The following is a 22,080-nucleotide window of genomic DNA, read 5'->3' on the forward strand; positions in this document are numbered from 1 at the left end:
CCGCTGTCTATTTCATGGCGTTTGGCGATCTCACCATAGCCTGCCTGACCGTCCAGGTAGCTCTGGATAACTGTCAGCCTGAACTGCTCCGAGTACCGATACATGAAAACACCCCAAAAGTTGGTGTCCAACTTTTGGGGTGCAGTTCATGTGCACCGGGGCTTTTTTTGGTTCATCGCCGATCACGAATCCGGTTTGCAAATCCGTACATCGACGCAGAAKATACGGATTATCATTGGCTTGAATGCATACAAACGATGTAGTTGCATGGATTGTGGTAGGCTCAGCCATCGAACTGGTTTGTCCGTCAGGCGCTGAGCCAGGCGGACTCACGATCGGAGGCTGGAACGGTTTGAGCGGACTGAGCCGACGTCTCAAATGACCTGAAAYGTGTCGCGCRCCGGCCTTCGCGCGAGAAGCCCTGACAGCTTCTTGAGCGCAAGCGACAACTGCCCGCGTTCGGCGACCCCACCGAGTGAAATCCGGATGGCACCTGGCACGGACGTGCCGTCCGCAAAAGCGTCGGCGCCGGTCACGCGAAGATCTTCGGAACGCGCGGTCCGGGTGAAGTCTGCCGATGTCCAGTAGCTCGGCAGTGGATGCCAGATATGAATGCCCAAGGCAGGGTTGGCATCGAAGCCCGCCAGCCATTGTCTGGCGATTTGCTGCCGCGCGTCAGCCTCCGTCCGAATGCCGTCAAGGAGCGTCTTCGCGGCACCATCGAGGATCCACTGCGTGGCGAGCGCCGTCGCCAGCGGCGACGCCATCAGCGTGATGGCCCGGAGCGCRGTCAGCATCGCGTTCTGAACGGTCGGATCCTTCACGACCACATACGCGGTCCGCAGCCCCGGGCTCAGACACTTCGAGAGCGTCGAGACATAGGCGGTCTGCTGCGGCGCCAGGGTAGCGATAGGTGGGGGCGCATCAGGTGTGAGCAGCCAGTAGGGGTCGTCTTCGATAATCAGGATGCCCTGCCGCTCCGCGACACGGGCGATGTCTCGGCGTCGTGCCTCGGGCATCGTATGCGTCGTCGGGTTCTGTAGCGTTGGATTGAGGTAGACCAGCCGGACCCCTTCCGTCTGACATGCCGCTTCCAGGCTGTCTGGGCGCATGCCGTCGCCATCGACCGCAATCGTGACGATGCGCCTGCCGAGTTGCGATGCGGCGGCCCGGACCCCGGGATAAATCAAGGGCTCGGCGGCAATCGCGCCGCCTTGTTCCGTGCCAGCCATGATCAGGGCTGCCAACGCCGTCTGCGCACCGGGGCATGCCACGACGTCGTCCTCGGCGACCGAGCCCAGCATCGGCGCTAGCCAACGCGCGCCGGCAGACCGGTCGGTTGTCGTGCCGCCACCCAGGTGGTAGGTCATCAACAGTGCCGGATCCGCGCGCAGGGTGAGTTGCCCAATTCCCCGTCGCAGCATCTCGCCGACATCGATGCCGGGCGCCGGAGGTGGCACGTTCATGCTGAGATCCACGGCCTGGGACAACTCGTAAGCCGGTAGCGCAATGAACGTCCCTTGAGAGCCACGGGCGACGGTAAGACCGCGTCGGGCCGCCTCGTTCAGGCCACGGGTCACGGTCGTCAGGTCGACGCCGAACAGGGACGCGAGCTGTCGCTGCGAGGGCAGGCGGTCGCCCGGGGTAAGACTCCCGCCTTGCATCGCCGTCTCGATCAGGTCGGCGATCTGAAGGTATCGCGATCCGCTTCCTTCTCGAAGTGGCCGGGCCCAGTCGGGCCGGGCGGGTGCCTCGTTCGAGTGTTGATTCGGCATCGAAATCTYTTGTATGGGCGTTGTCTTACATTAGCATGCCTCGCGGTTCGGGTAAATCCATACAAAACCGGATAACCCGTTTTTCTTGCGAAGGTGGTTGTTATGCATGTGCGTGTGGCCGATACGCGGGGCGTCCGTCGGCGAAAGTCTCCCCGTTTCCTTTCTCCTGTTCTCTGGCGTTGGCTGACCCTCGCCGCGCTACCGCTAAGCCTGGCCGGTTGTTCGTGGGATCTGCTTGACCCCAGCGGGTCCATCGGCGTGCAAACGCGGGACCTGATCGTGCTGGCCACGGCGTTGATGCTGATGGTGGTGATCCCCGTGATCATCCTTACGCTGGTGTTTGCGTGGCGGTACCGCGAAGGCAATACCAAGGCCGAGTACGCGCCGCGCTGGTCGCATTCGACCCGCATTGAAGTGGTGGTGTGGGGGATTCCGTGCGTGATCGTGGCGCTGCTCGGCATCATCATCTGGGACACCACGCACAAGCTCGACCCGTTCCGCCCGATCGAATCGAAGGTGGCGCCGCTGGAAGTGGACGTGGTGGCGCTCGACTGGAAGTGGCTGTTCATCTATCCGCAATACGGCGTGGCGTCGCTGAACGAGCTACCCGTGCCAGTGGGGACGCCGATCAACTTCCGCATCACGGCCGAATCGACCATGAACGCGCTGTTCATCCCGCGCCTGGGCAGCATGGTCTACGCCATGGCCGGCATGCAGACGAAGCTGCATCTGATTGCCGACAAGCCTGGCGTGTTCGATGGCCGGTCCGCGGCGTATAGCGGCGCCGGTTTCTCGGACATGCATTTCCGCACCGTCGCCACGTCGCGGGCCGAGTTTGATGCGTGGATCGAGCGCGCCCGGGCATCGGGCCACATGCTTGACGAACAGACCTACCGCAAGCTGGAGCAACCCAGCAGCAAGGACCCCGTCACGCTCTACGCCAAGGTCGATCCGCGCCTGTTCCAGGGCGTGGTGGACCAGTACATGGCCAGCAATGGCGACATCTGCCGCGCTGACAGCCCGGTGACCATCAGCGCCATTGCCGGCGCCAACATGCCGCCGCTCCCGGCGCAGCAGCAGACCCTGGAGCGCTAATCATCATGCTTGGAAAACTCTCTCTCGACGCCATCCCCCTGCACGAGCCCATCATCATGGGCACGCTGGTGATGGTGCTGCTGGGCGGCGCCGCGCTGTTGGGCGCCATCACGTACTACAACAAATGGTCCTACCTCTGGAAAGAGTGGATCTGCTCCGTCGACCACAAGCGCATCGGCGTGATGTACATCATCCTGGCGCTGGTCATGCTGCTGCGCGGCTTTGCGGATGCCATCATGATGCGCACCCAGCAGGCCATCGCCGTGGGCGAGGCAACCGGCTACCTGCCTCCGCATCACTACGACCAGATCTTTACCGCGCATGGCGTGATCATGATCTTCTTCGTGGCGACGCCGTTCATCCTCGGCTTGATGAACGTGATCGTGCCGCTGCAACTCGGCGCGCGCGACGTGGCGTTCCCGTTCGTCAACTCGCTGAGTTTCTGGATGTCGGCGATGGGCGCGGTGCTGGTCATGATGTCGATGTTCGTCGGCGATTTCGCGGCCACCGGGTGGGTCGCTTATCCGCCCTTGAGCGGGCTCGGCTACAGCCCCACGGTAGGCGTCGACTACTACATCTGGTCACTGCAGATATCGGGGCTGGGCACCACGCTGACCGGCATCAACTTCATCGTCACGATCCTGCGCATGCGCGCACCGGGCCTGAACCTGATGAAGATGCCGGTGTTCACGTGGACCGCGCTGATCACCAACATCCTGATTGTCGCCATCTTCCCGGTGCTGACCGCCACGCTGGCGCTGCTGGCCGCCGACCGCTACCTGGACATGCACTTCTTTACCAGCGAGCTTGGCGGCAACGCGATGATGTACGTGAACCTGATCTGGATCTGGGGCCACCCCGAGGTCTACGTGCTGATCCTGCCKTGCTTTGGCGCGTTCTCGGAGATCATCGCCACGTTCTCGCGCAAGCCGCTGTTCGGCTACACGTCGATGGTGTACGCCACATCGTCCATCGGTGTCCTGTCGTTCTTCGTCTGGCTGCACCACTTCTTCACCATGGGCTCGGGCGCCAGCGTCAATGCCTTCTTCGGCATCATGACGTCGATCATCTCGATTCCGACCGGCGTGAAGCTGTTCAACTGGCTGTTCACGATGTACCGCGGACGCATCCGCTTCCATTCGTCGACGCTATGGACGATTGGCTTCATGGTGACGTTTGCCGTGGGCGGCATGACCGGCGTGCTGCTGGCCGTGCCGGGCGCGGACTTCGTGCTGCACAACAGCCTGTTCCTGATTGCCCACTTCCACAACGTGATCATCGGCGGCGTGGTGTTTGGCTGCCTGGCGGCCATGACGTTCTGGTTCCCGAAAGTGTTCGGCTTCACGCTGAACGAGTTCTGGGGCAAGGTCGCGTTCTGGTGCTGGCTGATTGGCTTCTACCTGGCGTTCATGCCGCTGTACGCGCTGGGCCTGCAAGGCATGACGCGCCGCATGAACCACTATGAGAATCCCGATTGGCAGCCCTACCTGATCGTTGCCCTGGTGGGGGCGGTGGTCATCGGCTGCGGCATCCTGGCGATCCTGTGGCAGCTGTTCGTCAGCGTGCGCGACCGGAACAAGAACCGCGACCTGTCCGGCGATCCATGGGACGGCCGGAGCCTGGAGTGGGCTACTGCCTCGCCAGCGCCGTTCTACAACTTCGCGCACGTCCCGCACATCACGTCGCTGGAACAGCATTGGGATGACAAGGAAGCGGGCCGCGCCTACGTGGCGCCTGCCGCGTACGAAGACATCCACATGCCGCGCAACACGTCAGCGGGCTTCATCGTCTCGGTGTTCGGGCTGGTGCTCTGCTTTGGCCTGGTCTGGCACATCTGGTGGATGGCGGGCTTTGGCCTGGCCGCGATGATCTGCACGTTCATCGCCCGCGCCTATGACCGCGATGTGGACTACTACGTCCCGGCCGCCGAAGTGGAGCGCATCGAGCGCGCCCGCTTTGCGCAACTGAAGGGGGCCAACTGATCATGACGACGACCTTGAAACTGCGCGCAGACGCCGCGCAGGCACCGCACCACGAGACCCACGCCGCGCATGCGCACGATGACGATCACGCGCATCACGCCGAACAGGCGCAAGGCAGCCTAACGCTTGGCTTCTGGCTGTACCTGATGAGCGACTGCCTGATCTTCGCCTCGCTGTTCGCGACATTTGGCGTGCTCGTCAACGGCACGGCCGGCGGCCCGACCGGACGCGAACTGTTCGATCTGCGCTTCGTGCTCGGCGAAACGGTGCTGCTGCTGACCAGCAGCCTCACCTTCGGCGTGGCGATGCAGAAGGTACGGAACGGCAAGGGCAACCCCAACGAAGTCATCCGCTGGATGGTGCTGACGTTCGCGCTCGGTGCCGCCTTCGTCTGCATGGAGATCTTCGAGTTTCACGAACTGCTGCACGAGGGCGCAGGCCCGAACCGCAGCGCCTATCTGTCGGCGTTCTTCATGCTCGTGGGTACGCACGGCCTGCACGTCAGCGCCGGGCTGCTCTGGATCATCGTGATGGTCAACCAGGTGCAGGTGTTCGGTCTCGATGACATCGTGCGTCGTCGCCTGGCCTGCCTGAGCCTGTTCTGGCACTTCCTGGACCTGGTCTGGATCGGCGTTTTCACCATCGTCTACTTGCGGGAGTTCCTGTGATGGCCAACCRACGACATGCGCATGAGGATGACCATGGCAGCCTGCGCAGCCACCTGACCGGCTACGTGCTCTCGCTGGTGCTGACGTTCATCTCGTTCGGTGCGGTGATGGGCGAGCTGTTGCCGCCGCGCGCGGGGCTGCTGATGATCGTGACGCTGTGTATCGTCCAGTTGCTGGTGCAGCTGGTGTTCTTCCTGCACCTGGGCCCGCGCAAGGGCCAGCGGGGCAACACGGCCATCTTTGCGTGTACCGTGTTCCTGATCGCCATTGTCGTATCGGGGTCGTTGTGGGTCATGCACAACGCCAACCTGAACATGATGCCGATGCAGTCGGTGCCTGTTGGCAGCAGCCGATAGATTGCAGGCAATTGGCACGTCCATCGGTGAGGCTGATGGACGTGTCTTCAGATCATTCCCCTATCGGCGATTGCCGCGATGGTGTTGTTGCCACCGCCCCCACGCAGTACGCCGCAATCGCGTCCAGCACGCTTTCGGCCTCGCCCACCGCCGTGGCGCAGCCAATCCGCATCGCCGGAAATTGCGCCCGGCATTGGTCGATCAGCGCCGGCAGGTCGCGGCGGATGTGGCCGCCCTGGCCGAAGAACACCGGTACGACAGTGACTTCCGCCACGCCAACGCCGGCCAGTTCGGCCAGCGCCACGGGCAGCGACGGTTCCATCAGTTCGAGGAATGCCAGCCGCACGGCGRTGTCCGGCAGCAGGGCAGACAGCTTGGCCTGCAGCCGGTCGAAGGGCTCGCGCCAGCGCGCGTCGCGCGCGCCGTGGGCGAAGAGGACCAGGCCGGTGGTGGCCACGGCCGTCAATGCCGGTCCACCCAGCGCAGGGCGCTCAGCGCCAGGGCCAGGTAGAGCGTGCCGGGGACGAGCGCCGAGACGATCGGCGGCCAGGTGTGCAGCAGGCCGACGTGCGAGAACAGYGTGTTCGACAAGTGGAACGACAGCCCCAGCATGATGCCGCCGAACACCTTCACGCCCACCGCGCCGGCGCGCGCGTGCAGGTACGCGAACGGCAGCGCCAGAGCCACCATCACGAACAGCGTCAGCGGATAGACCACCTTCTTCCAGAAGGCGATTTCATAGCGCTGCGTGTCCTGCTTGTTGTCGCGCAGGTGGCGGATGTAGCGGAACAGGTCGAGCGTGGACATCCGCTCCGGGGTGACCAGCAGCACCGACAGGATCTGCGGCGTCAGCTCCGAGTGCATCACCATGTTCGGGAACTTGGCCTGCTCGGCGCGGAAGTCCGGCGCCAGGGCGTCGCCCTTGGCGCCGTCGGGGTGGGGCAGCTCGATGAAACGGGTTTCGTTGACGTCATTGAGCTGCCACGCCTGACCGCCCTGGTAGCGGCCTTCCTTGGCCACGCGGATCACGCGCAGGCGGTATTGCTGGTCGAATTCGTAGATGGTGATGCCGTTGATGGTCTGGTCCGGCTTCAGCCCCTGCACATTGACGAAGCGGGTGACCTCGCCGCCGGCGCCCTCGGGCGTGGTGTCCTTGTCGCGATCCTTGACCCAGACCCCGGAGCGGAAGCCCGCCGACACCGTGGCGCCAATCGCCTCCAGTTTCACCTTCTGGGCGTATTGCTCAGCCGCGGGGCCGATGAATTCGCCGAAGATGAAGGTGACGACGGCCAGCGGCACGGCCAGCTTGAACAGCGAGAACAACGCCTGCCGCGTGTTCAGGCCGGCCACGCGGAAGATCGTGTATTCCGACTGGCTGGCCAGTTGCGAGAAGACGTAGATCGCGCTGATCAGCACCGCGATCGGCAGCACCTCGTACACCCGGGTGGGCGCTTCCAGCATGACGTGGAAGAACGCCACCAGCGAGGTGTAGCCGCCTTGCACGCTCTCCAGCTCATTGAGCAAGTCGAAGAAGACGAACAGCGACAGCACCGCGAACAGGATGAACGCGAACACGCCATAGATCAGGCGGCCGAAATACCGCTCGTAGACCTGGAGGATCCTCATGCCTGGCTCCCCTTGGGCGCCTTGCGGCGCATGCCGAACACGGCGCGCCAGCCGCCCAGGCTGCGGTTCTGCCGGTATCGGAACATGCCCACGGCGCCCAGGAAGGCCAGCACGTGGATCGGCCAGAGCGCCATCCAGAAGGAAAGCGTCCCGGAGCGCACCCAGGCCTGCGCCAGGTTGATCATGTTGCTGTAGGTCAGGTAGATCAGCACGGCGAAGACGAGCGGCGTATAGCGGCCCAGGCGCGGGTTCACGTACGCGAGCGGAATGGCGATCATCACGAAATTGAAGGCGAGGATCGGCAGCGAGACACGCCAGAGCAGTTCGCCCAGGTTCTCACGGGTGGGATTGCGGATCAGGTCGATCGTGTCGCGGGACTTGGGCGGGATGTCGCTCTCGCTCTCGGGTGGCTTGTTGTCCACCTTGACGGCATAGCGGTCGAATTCCAGGATGCGGTAGTCGAGCTGGCCCGGCGTGCCGGCGTAGCGCCGGCCGTGTTCCATCACCACCAGGCGGTCGCCGTTCGGCATGGTCTGGAACTGGCCCTGGTGGGACAACGCCACGCCGATCTTGCCCGCCTCGGCATTGGCCACGAAGACGTTGCGCGCGTACTTCATGTCCGCGTCGATGCCCTCGATGAACAGCACGTAATTGCCGTTGGCCGGCTCGATGAAGCGGCCCGAGGCGATCATCGACAGCACGCCGCGCTGCTGGAAGCGGTCGCGGAACAGGCTGCTCTGCTGGTTGGCCCACGGCCACGCGAACATGCCCAGCAGCAACGCCATGACGAAGAACGGCGCGGCGAACTGGAGCACCGGCTTGATCAGGTCGCGCAGGGAGATGCCGGCCGAGAACCACACCACCATCTCGGAGTCCTTGTACCAGCGGGTCAGGACGATCAGCGTGGAGATGAACAGCGTGGCCGACAGCAGGATCGACAAATAGCCGATGGTGGCCAGGCCGATCAGCATCAGCACGTCGTTGGGGCTGGCCTTGCCATTGGCGGCCATCCCCAGGATGCGGATCACGAGCGACGTGAGCATGAAAGTCAGCATCACCAGGAACACCGCGCCGGCGGTGTAGGCGAGCTCGCGTCGCAGGGCTTGTTGAAAGATCATGCGGAATCGCTTCCGGCTGCCGGCCGGAGCGGGCGATGTACCGGGGGCCGAGGGACTGGCAGGACCGCGGGCTGTCAGCGTGGCGGATCGGCGGCGGCAGATCGCGGATGAAAATCGCGGATAATGGGGCCTTTCTTTTCGACGAGCCCCTGAAGGAAGCGCGATGGAATTTAGCACAAAAGCCCTGGATTGGAGCAAAGCCGGCCAAAATGGTTTCCTGGCCACGAAGACCGACTGCCTGGTGGTTGGCCTGTTCGAGGGCCAGAGCCTGGCTGGTGTGGCCAAGGCACTGGATGTCGCCACCAAGGGGCTGGTGGCGCGTCTGGTGAAGCAGGGCGACTTCGAGGGCAAGCGCGGCACCCAGCTGATGCTGCACGAAGTGGCCGGGATTGGCGCCGCCCGCGTACTGCTGGTGGGCCTGGGCAAGGAAGCCGAGTTCTCGGACAAGGCTTTCGTGGAGGCCGTGCGCACCGCCGTGCGTGCGCTGTCCGGCACGCGGGCCGCATCCGCCCTCTGGTGCCTGGCCCAGCAGCCGCCGGCCCAGCGCGACGTGGCCTGGGCCGTGATCACCACCATCACCCTGGTGCGTGACGCCGGCTACCGCCTGCTGGAGCGCCATCCGGAACTCAAGCGCCCGCCCAAGGGCGTGGGCACGGACAAGTCGTCGCTGCGCAAGATCGTGCTGGCCGTGGATGCCGCCGACGCCAAGCAGGCCACCCAGGCCGTGGTGCGCGGTACCGCCATCGCCAACGGCATGGAGCTGACCCGCGACCTCGGCAACCTGCCGTCCAACATCTGCACCCCGACCTACCTGGCCAATACCGCCCGGGCCATGGCCAAGCGCCACAAGCTCAAGGCCGAGATCCTGGGCCGCAAGCAGATCGAGGCCCTGAACATGGGCGCCTTCCTGGCCGTGACCAAGGGCAGCGTCGAGCCGCCGCAGTTCATCGTGCTGCGCTACGACGGCGCCGCCGCCAAGCAGGCCCCGGTGGTGCTGGTGGGCAAGGGCATCACCTTCGATACCGGCGGCATCTCGCTGAAGCCGGGCGAGGGCATGGATGAGATGAAGTACGACATGTGCGGCGCCGCCTCGGTGCTCGGCACGATCCAGGCCGTAGCCGAAATGGGCCTGAAAATCAACGTCGTGGCCGTGGTCCCGACCTGCGAGAACATGCCCAGCGGCATCGCCACCAAGCCGGGCGACGTGGTGACGAGCATGTCCGGCCAGACGATCGAGATCCTGAACACGGACGCCGAAGGCCGCCTGATCCTGTGCGATGCGCTGACCTACGTGGAACGCTTCAAGCCCGCCGCCGTGGTGGACGTGGCCACGCTGACCGGCGCCTGCATCATCGCGCTCGGCCACGTGAACAGCGGCCTCTTCGCGCGCAACGACCTGCTGGCCGACCAGCTGCTGGACGCCGGCCGCAAGGCCATGGACACCGCCTGGCGCATGCCGCTGGACGATGACTACCAGGACCAGCTCAAGTCGAACTTCGCCGACATGGCCAATATCGGCGGCCGCCCGGCGGGCAGCGTCACGGCGGCCTGTTTCCTGGCGCGCTACACGGAAAAGTACGACTGGGCCCACCTGGACATCGCCGGCACGGCCTGGAAGAGCGGGGCGGCCAAGGGCGCCACCGGTCGTCCGGTACCGCTGCTGACGCAGTTCCTGATGGATCGCGCGTCGTAAATCGACGGAAAGGTAGCCGGGATGACGCGCATCGACTTCCACAGCAACGTGCCGGACACGCTGGCCTACGTCTGCCGCCTGGTTCGCAAGGCGTACGGCGCSGGCCAGAAGGTGGTGGTAWACGGCACGGCACAGCAGCTGACGCAGCTCGATGCGCGGCTGTGGACGTTCTCGCCGCTCGACTTCCTGCCGCATTGCGGGCTGGACAGCCCCAACGCGGCGGTGACGCCGATCATCCTGGCCGCCACGCTCGAGGGCGTGCCGCACCACCAGATCCTCGTCAACCTGTCGCCCGAGGCGCCGGCGCAGTTCGCCAGCTTCGAGCGGCTGATCGAGGTCGTGGGGGCCGGCGAGGCCGAACGTGCCGCCGGGCGCGACCGTTACCGCTTCTATCGTGAGCGCGGCTATCCGCTCACGCACCACGACATTGGCCAGTCCGCCAAGGGAGAATCCGCATGAGTGAACGTACCACCTCGCGGGTGATTCCGCGGCTGGGCCCGAACGACAGCGTGCCGTTGCTGACCGAGGTCGTGGACCTGCCCGACCTGCCGGAGACCGCCTTCGCGCCGCCGCCGGGGCATGCCTCCATGTCGATCAACACGCCCGCCAGCACGGTCATCGACACGGCAAACATGCCTGAGTCAGGGCTGGTGTCGTCAGTCGGCGATACCGAGGGTGGGGTGGAGGACGATCCGGAAGCGCCGATGATCGACCCGGTGCCCTTTCTGCCGGGTGAGGATGACCTGCGCGCGGTGCGCTCGGAACTGCTGACGCGCGTGATGATGCGTTTCCGCACCGAGTGGCCGCAGGTGGTGGAAGCCCATACCGAAGCCACGCTGCAATCGCGGCTGGCGCCGCTGACCGCGCAACTGGCCAGCGAGCTGACGCAGGCGTTGGAGGCGAGGCTGGTGGAATGGCTGGATGCGACGCTCGAGGAGATCGAGCGCGATCCGGGCGGGATGTAGCAGAGAAAGCAGGGAAAGCAGAGAGTCTTCCCCTCTCCCGCAGGCGGAAGAGGGGAGACGGGGACCCAGGCAGGGTCAGTCCGTCACGGCGCCCTTGCTGGCCGTCGAGGCCAGTTTCGAGAACTTCGCCAGCACGCCACGCGTGTAGCGCGGCGCCGGCTGCTGCCACGTGGCGCGGCGCTTGGCCAGTTCCTCATCGGATACGTTCAGCTCCAGCTTCAGCTGGTGCGCGTCGATCGTGATCGAATCGCCTTCCTTCACCAGTGCGATGGTGCCGCCCACGAACGCCTCGGGCGCCACGTGACCGACCACCATGCCCCAGGTACCGCCCGAGAACCGGCCGTCGGTGATGAAGCCCACCGATTCGCCCAGCCCCTTGCCGATGATGGCCGAGGTCGGCGCCAGCATTTCCGGCATGCCCGGGCCGCCCTTCGGGCCCAGATAGCGCAGCACGAGGATGTCGCCGGCGTTGATCTTGTCGGCCAGGATGGCGTCCATCGCGCTTTGCTCGTCCTCGAACACGCGCGCCGGGCCGGTGATGACCGGGTTCTTCAGGCCGGTGATCTTGGCGACCGCGCCTTCTTCGGCCAGGTTGCCCTTCAGGATGGCCAGGTGGCCCTGCGCGTACAGCGCCTTGTCGAGCGGCAGGATCACGTCCTGGTCCGCGCGCGGCTGGTCGGGCACGCCTTCCAGTTCCTCGGCCAGCGTGCGGCCGGTGATGGTCAGGCAGTCGCCATGCAGCAGGCCGGCGTTCAGCAGCAGCTTCATCACCTGCGGAATGCCGCCCGCGCGGTGCAGGTCGGTGGCCACGTACTGGCCCGACGGCTTCAGGTTGCAGATCACCGGCACGCGGCGGCGGATGCGCTCGAAGTCGTCGATGGTCCACTCCACCTCGGCCGAGTGCGCGATGGCCAGGTAGTGCAGCACCGCGTTGGTCGAGCCGCCCGTGGCCATGATCAGCGTCACGGCGTTCTCGATCGACTTGCGCGTGATGATGTCGCGCGGCTTGATGTCCTTCTTGATCGCMTCGACCAGCACGCGCGCCGATTCCGCGGCGCTGTCGACCTTTTCCTSGTCCGGGTTGGCCATCGTCGACGAGTACAGCAGGGACATGCCCAGCGCCTCGAACGACGAGCTCATGGTGTTGGCCGTGTACATGCCGCCGCAGGAGCCGGTGGACGGGCAGGCGTTCTTTTCCACGCCCTCGAAGTCTTCCTGGCTCATGCGGCCGGCGGTGAACTCGCCCACGGCTTCGAACGACGACACGATGGTCAGGTCGCGTCCCTTCCAGTTGCCCGGCTTGATGGTGCCACCGTAGACGTAGATGCCCGGCACGTTGGTGCGCGCCAGCGCGATCATGCCGCCCGGCATGTTCTTGTCGCAACCGCCGATCACGACCACGCCGTCCATCCACTGGCCCTGGGCTGCGGTCTCGATGCAGTCAGCGATCACTTCGCGCGAGATCAGCGAGTACTTCATGCCCTCGGTGCCCATCGACATGCCGTCCGAGATGGTCGGCGTGCCGAAGATCTGCGGGTTGGCGTCGGACGCCTTGATGGCGTCCACGGCCGCATCGGCCAGGCGCTGCAGGCCGGCGTTGCAGGGGGTGATGGTCGAGTGGCCATTGGCGATGCCYACCATCGGCTTGTCGAAGTCTTCCTTCTGGTAGCCGAGCGCGTAGTACATCGAACGATTGGGGGAGCGCGCCACGCCTTGCGTGATGTGCTTCGAGCGTTTGTTGAATGCCATGGTGGGGGTCTCTCCGGGGAGTTTGCGGCGGGCTCGGACGTGGTCGATGCCACGGCCTGCCGTGTTTGTGGCCTGAAGGATGCCGCCTGCGTAGTATCATGTCAAATATATTATTTGACCTGTATTGAGTCGAAAAAYCTATCACAGCGACGAACGGGAGCGTGCGTGGACCTGCGGCAACTGCGGTACTTCGTGACAGTGGCGGAAGAGCTACATTTCGGCCGCGCGGCAAGGCGGCTGGCCATGACCCAGCCGCCGCTCTCGCAGCAGATCCAGTCGCTGGAGGAGGAGATCGGCGTGCAGCTGTTCGCGCGCACGCGCCGGTCCGTGATGCTGACGCCCACCGGCCAGCAGTGGCTGCCCGAGGTGCGCCGCGTGCTGGCCGATGCCGCCGCGCTGCCCGGGCTGGCCCAGCGGCTGGCGCGGGGCGAGGTGGGCTCGCTGGCGCTGGCCTTCGTCAGCACGGCCGACTACGGCATCCTGCCCGAGCTGCTGCGGCATTTCCGCGCTCGGCACCCCGAGGTGCAACTGCAACTGCGCGAAGCCACCAGCGACGTCCAGCTGGAGGCGCTGGCCGAGGGCGCGATCGACGCGGGTCTTGTCATCCGTCCGCAACTGGCCGTGATGCCGCACGGGCTCTCGTACCTGCCGCTGGTGCGCGAGCCGCTGGTGCTGGCCGTGCCCGATGGCTGGCGGCCCGCCAGCCTCGCCGCCGATGCCCCTGCGCCGACCGAAATCGCCCTGCGCGACGCCGCGCACGAGCCGCTGATCATCTTCCCGCGTCGTAGCGCGCCGGCGTTTTATGACATCATTACGGGCTACTATGCGCGGGACGGCCTGACGCCGGCGATTGCCCAGGAGGCCATCCAGATGCAGACCATCGTGAGCCTGGTGTCAGCTGGCATGGGCGTGGCGCTGGTGCCCGCATCGCTGTGCAACCTGCGGCGTACGGGCGTGTCCTACCTGACGCTGCGCGATGCCGGCCCGCTGATCGAGACCGGCCTGGTCTGGCGCGAAGGCGCCGCCGGGCCTTCGGCCGGGCAATCGGGGATGGCGCCGGTGCTGCGGTCGTTCATCGACATCGCGGCCGGGCTGGCCACCGCCATCGGCCTGTCGCAGGACGATGGTATCAAGGCAGCATGACCCCGACGGCATCACCCCAGACACTATATAAATACCTCTCCTCCGCCATGCTCGTTCATCCGCAATTCGACCCGGTCGCGCTTCACCTGGGCCCGYTGGCCATCCGCTGGTACGGTCTGATGTACCTGGCCGGCTTCATCATGTTCCTGTGGTTCGGCCGCCTGCGCGTGCGCCAGCCGCACATCGCCGCGCGCGGCTGGGCCACGCGCGACCTCGACGACATGCTGTTCTACGGCGTGCTCGGCGTGATCCTGGGCGGGCGGCTGGGCTACGTGCTGTTCTACAAGCCGACCTACTACCTCACGCATCCACTCGAGATCTTCAAGGTCTGGGAGGGCGGCATGGCGTTCCACGGCGGCTTCCTCGGCGTGCTCGTGGCGATGTGGGTGTTCGGCAAGGTGCGGCGCCGGCACTGGCTGGAAGTGACCGACTTCATCGCGCCGATGATCCCGTGCGGGCTGGCTGCCGGCCGCATCGGCAACTTCATCAACGGCGAACTGTGGGGCCGTCCGACCGACCTGCCGTGGGGGATGATCTTCCCGCAGGCTGGCGACAACATCCCGCGCCACCCGTCGCAGCTGTACCAGTTCGCGCTGGAAGGCGTGGCGCTGTTCCTCATCCTGTGGCTGTTCTCGCGCAAGCCGCGCCCGATGGGGGCGGTGTCCGGCGCGTTCCTGATCGGCTACGGCGGCTTCCGCTTCCTGGCCGAGTTTGCGCGCGAGCCGGACACCTTCCTCGGCCTGYTGGCGCTGAATTTCTCGATGGGCCAGTGGCTGAGCCTGCCGATGGTGCTGGCCGGCGTGCTGATGATGGTCTGGGCCTATCGCCGCCAGGGCAACGGCGCCGCGGCGGGCGCGGCGCGCTGATCGCCGTCAGTTCCCGGCGGCCCGGATGGCCTCGATCCGCTCGCGCGTGAGCGGGTGGGTCGAGAAGAAGCTGGCATCGTCCTCGGACTTGTCCGACGACTTGCCGCCATGGGCGTCTTCCAGCTTCCCCAGCACATCGGCAAGGGCGGAGACCGGCAAGCGGTTCCGCCGCATCACCTCTACCGCGTAGGCGTCCGCCTCGCGCTCATGGTCCCGCGAATAGCGCATGGTCAGCATCGCGGCCGGCACCGTGGCGAGCACCGTCGAAAAATCCCCGAAGAAGTACGCCGCCAGCGCGCCGACGGCCGATGCCTGGATCACCTGCTGCAGCCCGTGGCGCTGCGCCACGTGGCCGGCCTCGTGCGCCAGCACGCCCATCATGCCGGCACCGGTGCCGATCAGGGCCACCAGTTCGTCCGTGACCACGATGGTGCCGCCCGGCAGCGCCAGCGCGTTCGCGCCGAGCCGGTCGCCGTGGCGGAACAGCAGTTGGTAGGCGTGGTCGGGATCGTCGGGGCGACGTAGCGCGGCAAAGTTKTCGCGAATCCGCTGCTGGTCGGCGGCGGGCAGCTTGCTTGGCGTCACGAGGCCGTGGTCGAGGCTGTCGAGCGTGGCCTGGCCCAGTTGCGCCTCGATGGATGCCGGCACGGTCGACGCCAGCACCCCGGCGCTCCACGGCAGCAGGTAGAAATAGGCGCCCAGCACGACGGCCAGCATCCCCAGCAGGGCGAGGCCCGTAAGCCGCCAGCTGTTCTGCGCGCGCGACACCCAGCCCTCGCGGTGGCCGGTGCTGGCCAGCATGGCCTCGAACGTGGCGTGGTCAGCCACCTCGCAGTACGCGCCGTCATCGAAGGTCACCAGGCGCGGCGCCCGCTTGTTGCGCTCGGACACCCGCAGCGAGGCCAGCGGCGCACGGCGCACCTCCGCGCCCTCGGCATCGTGCAGGATGGCCTGCCCGCCCTGCACGATCAGCACGACGGGATGGGCGCGCGACGAGCGCGTGTCGAAATACCGGGCCGCTACCATGGCGATGCTCCGCGCCGCGCTCAGAGCGCGATGTCGATGTCGTACCAGTCCACGGTGGCGTCGCCCAGCGCGCTGACCTGCTCGGCTTCGCCGGCCACGAAGGCGTCCAGCGGACCGGCGGCGAACATCGTCACCGATTCCACGCGGTAGCGGGTGGAGCGGACTTTCGCGAACGGCAGGAACAGGCCGCAGGTGAGGGCGATGGCGATCCAGTTGGTAATCGTGATGAAGATCATGCGGCCCGCGCCCACGCGGCTCTCGAAGCGGTGCGGGGCCAGCGTGGTGTGGCTCCAGACCAGGTTCTGGAGCTTGGCCGTGAAGTAGGGGCCGGTCAGCATGATGCCGAAGTAGGTGAACGCGACCGTCCCACCGAGCACGATGGCCACGCCGCCCTTGGTATCGGCCCCGGCCGGGATGGCGATGGCGCTGAGCACGGCGCCGACGATCATGAACAGCGCCGTCACCATGCCGGTACGCAGGTACACGCCATAGAAGTCACCAGACGTGGCATCGAACGCGAACGGTGCCGTGCCAAAGCGCGTGTGGTTGTGCTGGTACTGCTTGAAGCGCTGGTGCGCCAGCGGCGCCAGCAGGCCGAGCGTCAGCGTCGACAGGATCGGCCACAGCAGGAACACCTTGTAGGCTTCCTTGTCGCCGCCGGTGAAGGCAAAGCGCAGTCCGCGATAGCTCGAATTGGCCATGCGGAAGCGCAGCGAGCGCACCAGCAGGTACGGCCACACGGCGGCAAAGACCACCGCGAACACCAGCGGCAGCACCGGGCTCACCACGCCGCTGAACTGGACCACCATGGCCAGCACCAGCACGATGGCGCGGCCCTTGAGGATGGCGCCCGGTTTGCCGTGATAGTCGAACGCGGCGTCATCGAGCCGTGTGTTGCGATAGAAATACTGGAGCGTGCGGACCTTGGCCCACGCGGAGTAGATGCCGAGCGTGACCACCGTGAGCAGCGCGTTGACGATCCAGATACGGAAGTATTCCGAGCCCGATCCGGTAAACGAGAGCTGAAGCGGTGCCGGCGGCGGGGGCGTATGCCCAAAATCCGATGATCCCGCACCGATGAAGTGCTCGCCCTTGTGATCCCATGCCATGTTTTGACCTCCCTGGTCGTCGGGGCGTCGTGGGTCGGCATTCTGGCGCCAACCGCCCTCGTTTCATATTTGCAACCGATTTGCCCGGGCCTTTCGTGCGCCGGGCGACACATTGTGGCACTGCGCTGACGGCTGTCCATCACAAAACGCCGGAATAGACGTGTCAGAGAGTGTTGGCGCGTCGAGGTCAGTCGTAACGACGGAGAAACATCCTGTTACATGCTCCATGAAATGTAACAAGTCGTCAATCGTCCACCTCAATAAAATCAATGACTTAACTCGGATGGCACGGTATTCGCTTTATGACTTGTTACAAAAAGACGGGTGGCATGGCGAAGCTGCCCGCGGCGATGGACCGAGGGAGGACATCGACCGGGATGACGCCACGCAGCAGAAAAGCAACGGGAAAGTCCGCGTCCCAACGGGACGCTTCAGCGGGGGCAGGCGCGGGCCAGCGCCAGGTAATCACTCTGGTCCACGCACGTCGGCAACGARCGCCGGCAAGCGATGAGATGTCCGACGGCGGTTCTTTCAGGCGCGGACGATTTCCCCGGCAGGGAGGCCTGGGGAAGTCGTCCGCTGCACCTATTTGTACTCCCCGAATGTCTCCGAAACGGCTGGCGAGGTTTGCGCGCCACGCCTTTTGTCGCTTTCCGCATTGCAGCATCGAAACCGCTTGCCACGCTGCCGGCGCTCCCCATAATTATGAATTATTGCGGCGCATACGCCGCGTGGGCAGTCTTCCCCGGCATCCCGGGACCGGAGGCATCGTGCGAATCATCCGGCAGGCGCTGTACCTCGAAGTGGCAGACCGTTTGCGGGCGATGATCGACGATCACACGCTGATGCCCGGCGCATGGATCGACGAAGTGGCGCTGGCCGCCTCGCTCGGCACCTCGCGCACGCCGTTGCGTGAGGCGCTCAAGGTGCTCGCGGCCGAAGGRCTGGTGCGGCTGGAGCCCCGGCGCGGCTGCTTCGTCAACGCGCTGACCGAGCAGGATCTCGATGAGATCTTCCCGCTGATGGCGCTGCTCGAAGGCCGCTGCGCCTACGAGGCCGCGCGCAACGTCACGCAGGCCGATCTCGACGCGCTGGAGGGCCTGCACGCCGACCTCGCGCGCTACGCCCAGGCTGGCGACATCGACGCCTATTACGAAACCAACTATCAGATCCACGAGGCGCTCCAGCGCCTGGCCGGCAACCGCTGGCTGTCCGGCGTGGTCAGCGACCTGCGCAAGGTGCTGCGCCTGTCGCGCCACAAGAGCCTGAAGCTGCCGGGCCGGATTCACGAATCGTGCGCCGAGCACATGTCGGTGTTTTCCGCGCTCAAGGCGCACGACCCGGAAGGGGCCGAGGCGCTGATGAAGACCCACGTGCTGCGCCAGCGCGGCGCGCTGCGGGCGCTGGATCGTGCCGATCCGGCCCCGGAGCCTGCCGAGTCCGCAGCCGCCGCCTCACCCGTTCTCCGCAACGTTCTCGCCGCAGGAGTCTCATGAGCGCCCTCGATCCCGCCGAACAGAAAGTCAGCGCCCCGCTGGAAGCCACGGAACCGGTCGGCGATACCTTGTTGTCGCGCTTCGGCCGCTGGTGGAGCCGCAAGGGCGAAGGGGAAACCGCCCCGGCCAAGCGTGCCAAGGCGGAGGAGGCTGACGCCCCGGCGCTCTCCACGCGCGCGATGAAGCGCCAGCGCGAGCAGCTTCGCCCCTGTTTCGATGCCCGGCTGACCGATGGCGCCGCCAACGCCGCSGCACAGGCSTGGCAGGCCGAGTACGAGGCCGCGCCKGAGCCGGTGCGCCAGGCGATGCTGACGGTGCTGGCCGAAGTGGCGGCGGGTGCCGATGGTGCTGGCGCGAAGTCGGGCAGCGCGCAATCGGCCTCCCAATCTGGCGCGGCGTCCGGCCTGTCGCAGGCGCTGTCCAACGCACGCATCCGCTTCTTCAAGCGGCTGGCCGCGCACCATGGCAAGAGCGACAACAGCGCGTGCGGCCTGCACTTCCTGATCCAACTGCGCGCGGACATGCTCCGCTGGCACAAGCGCGTGCCGGGCCTGCGCGTGCTCGACGAAGACCTGGAAGCGCTGTTCTCGAACTGGTTCGATGTCGGCCTGCTCGAGTTGCAGCCCATCACCTGGGACTCGCCCGCCTCGCTGCTGGAAAAGCTGATCCGCTACGAGGCCGTGCACGAAATCGCCTCCTGGACCGACCTGCGCAACCGGCTCGATTCGGACCGCCGCTGCTACGCGTTCTTCCATCCGCGCATGCCGCGCGAGCCGCTGATCTTCGTCGAGGTGGCCTTCGTGCCCGAGATGGCGGCCAACGTGCAGGCGCTGCTTGACGAGGCCGCGCCGCTGGAAGACCTGCGCCGGGTCAAGTGGGCYATCTTCTATTCGATCTCCAACACGCAGGCCGGGCTGCGCGGCGTGAGCTTCGGCAATTTCCTCTTGAAGCGTGTCATCGAGGAATTGCAGCGCGAGTTCCCCAAGCTGAAACAGTTCGCCACGCTGTCTCCGCTGCCCGGGTTTGCCGACTGGCTGCGCAAGCAGCACGGCGACGCCATCGTGACGATCCTGGGCGAGAAGCGCCTGGCGCGCTGGACCGAGCGCCAGGGCACGCCGCCCACGGATGGCGCCGGCTGGCTGGCCGCGCTGCCCGCCGACGCGCCGGACCCCGTGGTGCGCGATACCGCGCTGACGCTGGCCGCCCACTACCTCGTGCGCGAGGGCGCGCCGGGGCAGCCGGCGGACCCCGTGGCGCGCTTCCACCTGGGCAATGGCGCCTGCGTGGAGCGGCTGAACTGGGCTGCCGACCTGTCGCGAAAAGGCCGCGCCCAGTCGTGCGGCATGATGGTGAATTATCTTTACGTGCCGGAGGCGCTGGATGACAATCTGGCACGCCTTGGCGATGGCAATCCCCGCATGAGCCGTGCGGTGGGCAAGCTGCTGTGACCCCTGGGTCGGGCACGGATGRCGCCAGGCATTTTTGTCGGGTGAATGTAGTACTTCGATTGACTTTCCGCAGCAAGTAGAGAGAGGAGACAGTACATGAAACGTCGTCAGTTCCATCTGACCGCGTGCGCGCGTGCGTTCGCGGTCGTGGCGGGTGTAGCCGCCGCGTCGGCAGGGTCGATGTATGCGCCGGCCGCGCTGGCCGATACGTGGCCGAGCAAGCCGGTCACCGTGATCGTGCCGTTCCCCGCCGGCGGCGGCACCGACGCCTTCGCGCGTCCGCTGACCGCCCAGTTGTCCAAGCAGCTCGGCAAGCAGTTCGTGATCGACAACCGCGGTGGCGCGGGCGGCACCGTGGGCGCCAGCATCGCCGCCAAGGCCGCGCCGGACGGCTACACCATCTTCATCGGCGGGGCGCACCACGCCATCGCCCCGTCGTTCTACAAGAAGCTCGATTACGACATCGAGAAGGACTTCATCCCCGTCACCGTGATTGCCCAGCCGCCGCAGGTGGTGGTGGTGAATCCGACCAAGGTGCAGGCCAACACGCTCAAGGAGCTGATTGCCTACGCCAAGGCCAATCCGGGCAAGCTGAACTATGGTTCGGCCGGCAATGGCTCGTCGCACCATCTGGCGGGCGAGCTGTTCAAGCTGCAGACGCAGACCTTCATCACGCACATCCCCTACAAGGGCGCCGGCCCGGCGCTGTCGGATTTGATCGCCGGCCAGGTGGACATGCTGTTCGACGGCCTGGGCTCGTCGGCGCAACACATCCGCGCGGGCCGTATCAAGGCGCTGGCGGTGGCGGCGAACAAGCGCTCGCCGGCCTTCCCGAACGTGCCGACGGCGGCCGAGGCGGGCGTGCCRAACTACGAGGTGTCGACGTGGTACGCGCTCTGGGCGCCGAAGGGCACGCCGAAGGAAGTGATCGACCGGCTCTACACCGAGACCACCAAGGCGCTGAACTCGCCGGAAATGAAGCAGATCTGGCTCCAGAACGGCTCGGAAACGCCGGCGTTCACGCCTGACCAGTTCGCCACGTTCCAGCATGCCGAAATCAAGCGCTGGGCCGAGGTGGTGCAGCGCTCCGGCGCCAAGATCGACTGATGGGCGGCACCGTCACGTTCGCGCGGGACGGCGCCGTGGCCACGGTCACGCTGTCGCATCCGGGCAAGCTCAACGCGATCTCGACCAGCATGTGGCAGGCGCTGACCACGGGCTTCGCGGAGCTGGCGGCGGATACGTCGCTGCGCTGCGTGGTGGTGCGGGGCGCCGAAGGCAATTTTGCCGCCGGCGCCGACATCGCCGAGTTTCCGGTCGTGCGGSGCGACGAGGCGTCGGTGCGCCGCTACCACACGGAGATCCTCGCCCCGGCGCTGGCGGCCATCGCCACGTGCCCGCATCCGACGCTGGCGATGATCGAGGGTGTCTGCGTGGGCGGCGGGCTGGAAATTGCCTGCCACTGCGATCTGCGCATCGCCGCGGCGGGCAGCCGCTTCGGCGTGCCAATCAACCGGCTGGGTTTCCCGATGGCGCCCGGCGAGTTGGGCGGGCTCCTGGCGCTGGCCGGGCGCGCCGTCACGCTGGAAATCCTGCTGGAAGGCCGTGTGTTCGATGCGGCCGAGGCGGAGCGTAAGGGCTTGCTCACACGCGTGGTGGCCGAGTCCGCGCTCCACGACGAGGTAGCCGCCACCGTGCAGCGCCTCTGCGCCGGCGCGCCGCTGGCCGCCCGGATCAACAAGGCGACGATCCGTCGCCTGTCGCCCGATCCCGCGCCGCTCACGGCGGCCGAGATCGACGCGCATTTCGCCTACGCCGGCAGCCGCGATCACGCCGAGGGCGTGGCCGCCTTCCTGGCGCACCGGCGGCCCGAGTTCACCGGGGAGTAAGATGGCGGCCGGCCGGCACGTCCGCGTGCCGGTTTCGCCACCGCAATCCCGTCTTATTCGCCGGCATCCTATTTCC

20 protein-coding genes are annotated in these 22,080 nt (G+C 66.1%); 13 read left to right on the plus strand and 7 right to left on the minus strand.

The window, feature by feature from the left end:
* Positions 1 to 374: 374 nt before the first annotated feature.
* A complete protein-coding gene (locus AB4Z27_RS24460) occupies positions 375 to 1,775 on the minus strand; it encodes an aminotransferase-like domain-containing protein (protein WP_441645470.1) in 1,401 nt (466 codons plus the stop codon).
* A 102-nt stretch (positions 1,776 to 1,877) separates the two neighbouring features.
* On the opposite strand from AB4Z27_RS24460, the gene cyoA reads away from it, so the two are divergent.
* From cyoA to cyoD, 4 genes are read left to right on the plus strand one after another with little or no spacing between them, the layout of a single operon-like run.
* Positions 1,878 to 2,870: a ubiquinol oxidase subunit II gene (gene cyoA / locus AB4Z27_RS24465; RefSeq protein ID WP_092290785.1), complete on the plus strand. Its 993-nt coding sequence runs from the start codon at positions 1,878 to 1,880 to the stop codon at positions 2,868 to 2,870.
* A 5-nt stretch (positions 2,871 to 2,875) separates the two neighbouring features.
* Positions 2,876 to 4,852 carry a cytochrome o ubiquinol oxidase subunit I gene (gene cyoB, locus AB4Z27_RS24470; protein WP_092290783.1) on the plus strand — a complete coding sequence of 659 codons (1,977 nt, stop codon included), beginning with the start codon at positions 2,876 to 2,878 and terminating at the stop codon, positions 4,850 to 4,852.
* A gap of 2 nt (positions 4,853 to 4,854) precedes the next feature.
* Positions 4,855 to 5,520, plus strand: coding sequence for a cytochrome o ubiquinol oxidase subunit III (gene cyoC / locus AB4Z27_RS24475; protein ID WP_092290781.1), 666 nt, complete (start codon positions 4,855 to 4,857; stop codon positions 5,518 to 5,520).
* Complete coding sequence (gene cyoD / locus AB4Z27_RS24480; protein ID WP_441645471.1) at positions 5,520 to 5,876, plus strand: cytochrome o ubiquinol oxidase subunit IV; 357 nt, start codon at positions 5,520 to 5,522, stop codon at positions 5,874 to 5,876. The genes cyoC and cyoD overlap by 1 nt, the downstream gene beginning before the upstream one ends.
* Before the next feature lie 52 nt (positions 5,877 to 5,928).
* Here the strand turns inward: cyoD and AB4Z27_RS24485 are convergent, their stop codons facing one another.
* From AB4Z27_RS24485 to lptF, 3 genes are read right to left on the minus strand one after another with little or no spacing between them, the layout of a single operon-like run.
* Positions 5,929 to 6,342: a sirohydrochlorin chelatase gene (locus AB4Z27_RS24485; RefSeq protein WP_441645472.1), complete on the minus strand. Its 414-nt coding sequence runs from the start codon at positions 6,340 to 6,342 to the stop codon at positions 5,929 to 5,931.
* Positions 6,339 to 7,502: an LPS export ABC transporter permease LptG gene (gene lptG / locus AB4Z27_RS24490; protein WP_092290775.1), complete on the minus strand. Its 1,164-nt coding sequence runs from the start codon at positions 7,500 to 7,502 to the stop codon at positions 6,339 to 6,341. Before lptG ends, AB4Z27_RS24485 begins: the two co-directional genes overlap by 4 nt.
* Positions 7,499 to 8,620: an LPS export ABC transporter permease LptF gene (lptF, locus tag AB4Z27_RS24495; protein ID WP_092290773.1), complete on the minus strand. Its 1,122-nt coding sequence runs from the start codon at positions 8,618 to 8,620 to the stop codon at positions 7,499 to 7,501. The genes lptG and lptF overlap by 4 nt, the downstream gene beginning before the upstream one ends.
* A gap of 163 nt (positions 8,621 to 8,783) precedes the next feature.
* Here lptF and AB4Z27_RS24500 point away from each other — a divergent pair, with 163 nt between their 5' ends.
* Genes AB4Z27_RS24500 through AB4Z27_RS24510 form a run of 3 tightly spaced genes read left to right on the plus strand, consistent with a single transcriptional unit; the run spans position 8,784 to position 11,278 of the window.
* Complete coding sequence (locus AB4Z27_RS24500; protein ID WP_092290771.1) at positions 8,784 to 10,313, plus strand: leucyl aminopeptidase; 1,530 nt, start codon at positions 8,784 to 8,786, stop codon at positions 10,311 to 10,313.
* Between the two features lie 21 nt (positions 10,314 to 10,334).
* Entirely contained in the window at positions 10,335 to 10,772 is a 438-nt protein-coding gene (locus AB4Z27_RS24505; protein WP_441645473.1) for a DNA polymerase III subunit chi, read from the plus strand.
* Positions 10,769 to 11,278, plus strand: a complete 510-nt coding sequence (locus tag AB4Z27_RS24510) for a hypothetical protein (protein ID WP_092290767.1) — start codon at positions 10,769 to 10,771, stop codon at positions 11,276 to 11,278. Before AB4Z27_RS24505 ends, AB4Z27_RS24510 begins: the two co-directional genes overlap by 4 nt.
* A gap of 75 nt (positions 11,279 to 11,353) precedes the next feature.
* Here AB4Z27_RS24510 and ilvD read toward each other — a convergent pair whose 3' ends face one another.
* The gene (gene ilvD / locus AB4Z27_RS24515; RefSeq protein WP_441645474.1) at positions 11,354 to 13,027 is read right to left on the minus strand and encodes a dihydroxy-acid dehydratase; all 1,674 of its coding nucleotides are present in this window, start codon (positions 13,025 to 13,027) and stop codon (positions 11,354 to 11,356) included.
* Between the two features lie 165 nt (positions 13,028 to 13,192).
* On the opposite strand from ilvD, the gene AB4Z27_RS24520 reads away from it, so the two are divergent.
* Positions 13,193 to 14,170: a LysR family transcriptional regulator gene (locus AB4Z27_RS24520; RefSeq protein ID WP_092290763.1), complete on the plus strand. Its 978-nt coding sequence runs from the start codon at positions 13,193 to 13,195 to the stop codon at positions 14,168 to 14,170.
* Positions 14,171 to 14,217: 47 nt separating this feature from the next.
* Positions 14,218 to 15,036, plus strand: a complete 819-nt coding sequence (gene lgt, locus AB4Z27_RS24525; protein ID WP_092290761.1) for a prolipoprotein diacylglyceryl transferase — start codon at positions 14,218 to 14,220, stop codon at positions 15,034 to 15,036.
* Positions 15,037 to 15,042: 6 nt separating this feature from the next.
* Here lgt and AB4Z27_RS24530 read toward each other — a convergent pair whose 3' ends face one another.
* Positions 15,043 to 16,062 carry a M48 family metallopeptidase gene (locus AB4Z27_RS24530; RefSeq protein ID WP_441645475.1) on the minus strand — a complete coding sequence of 340 codons (1,020 nt, stop codon included), beginning with the start codon at positions 16,060 to 16,062 and terminating at the stop codon, positions 15,043 to 15,045.
* Positions 16,063 to 16,082: 20 nt separating this feature from the next.
* Positions 16,083 to 17,171, minus strand: coding sequence for a YjgN family protein (locus AB4Z27_RS24535; protein ID WP_092290756.1), 1,089 nt, complete (start codon positions 17,169 to 17,171; stop codon positions 16,083 to 16,085).
* Positions 17,172 to 17,941: 770 nt separating this feature from the next.
* Here AB4Z27_RS24535 and AB4Z27_RS24540 point away from each other — a divergent pair.
* The 4 genes from AB4Z27_RS24540 to AB4Z27_RS24555 all read left to right on the plus strand — a co-directional run bounded on the left by AB4Z27_RS24540 (position 17,942) and on the right by AB4Z27_RS24555 (position 22,004).
* The gene (locus tag AB4Z27_RS24540; RefSeq protein ID WP_255370682.1) at positions 17,942 to 18,667 is read left to right on the plus strand and encodes a GntR family transcriptional regulator; all 726 of its coding nucleotides are present in this window, start codon (positions 17,942 to 17,944) and stop codon (positions 18,665 to 18,667) included.
* Positions 18,664 to 20,115 (plus strand): malonyl-CoA decarboxylase domain-containing protein, encoded by a 1,452-nt coding sequence (locus tag AB4Z27_RS24545; protein ID WP_092290754.1) that lies wholly within the window; start codon positions 18,664 to 18,666, stop codon positions 20,113 to 20,115. Before AB4Z27_RS24540 ends, AB4Z27_RS24545 begins: the two co-directional genes overlap by 4 nt.
* Before the next feature lie 96 nt (positions 20,116 to 20,211).
* Complete coding sequence (locus AB4Z27_RS24550) at positions 20,212 to 21,222, plus strand: Bug family tripartite tricarboxylate transporter substrate binding protein (RefSeq protein ID WP_092290752.1); 1,011 nt, start codon at positions 20,212 to 20,214, stop codon at positions 21,220 to 21,222.
* Positions 21,222 to 22,004, plus strand: coding sequence for an enoyl-CoA hydratase/isomerase family protein (locus tag AB4Z27_RS24555; RefSeq protein WP_441645476.1), 783 nt, complete (start codon positions 21,222 to 21,224; stop codon positions 22,002 to 22,004). The genes AB4Z27_RS24550 and AB4Z27_RS24555 overlap by 1 nt, the downstream gene beginning before the upstream one ends.
* Positions 22,005 to 22,080 lie beyond the last annotated feature (76 nt).

Source organism: Cupriavidus sp. KB_39, from assembly GCF_052114485.1.
Lineage (GTDB): Bacteria > Pseudomonadota > Gammaproteobacteria > Burkholderiales > Burkholderiaceae > Cupriavidus.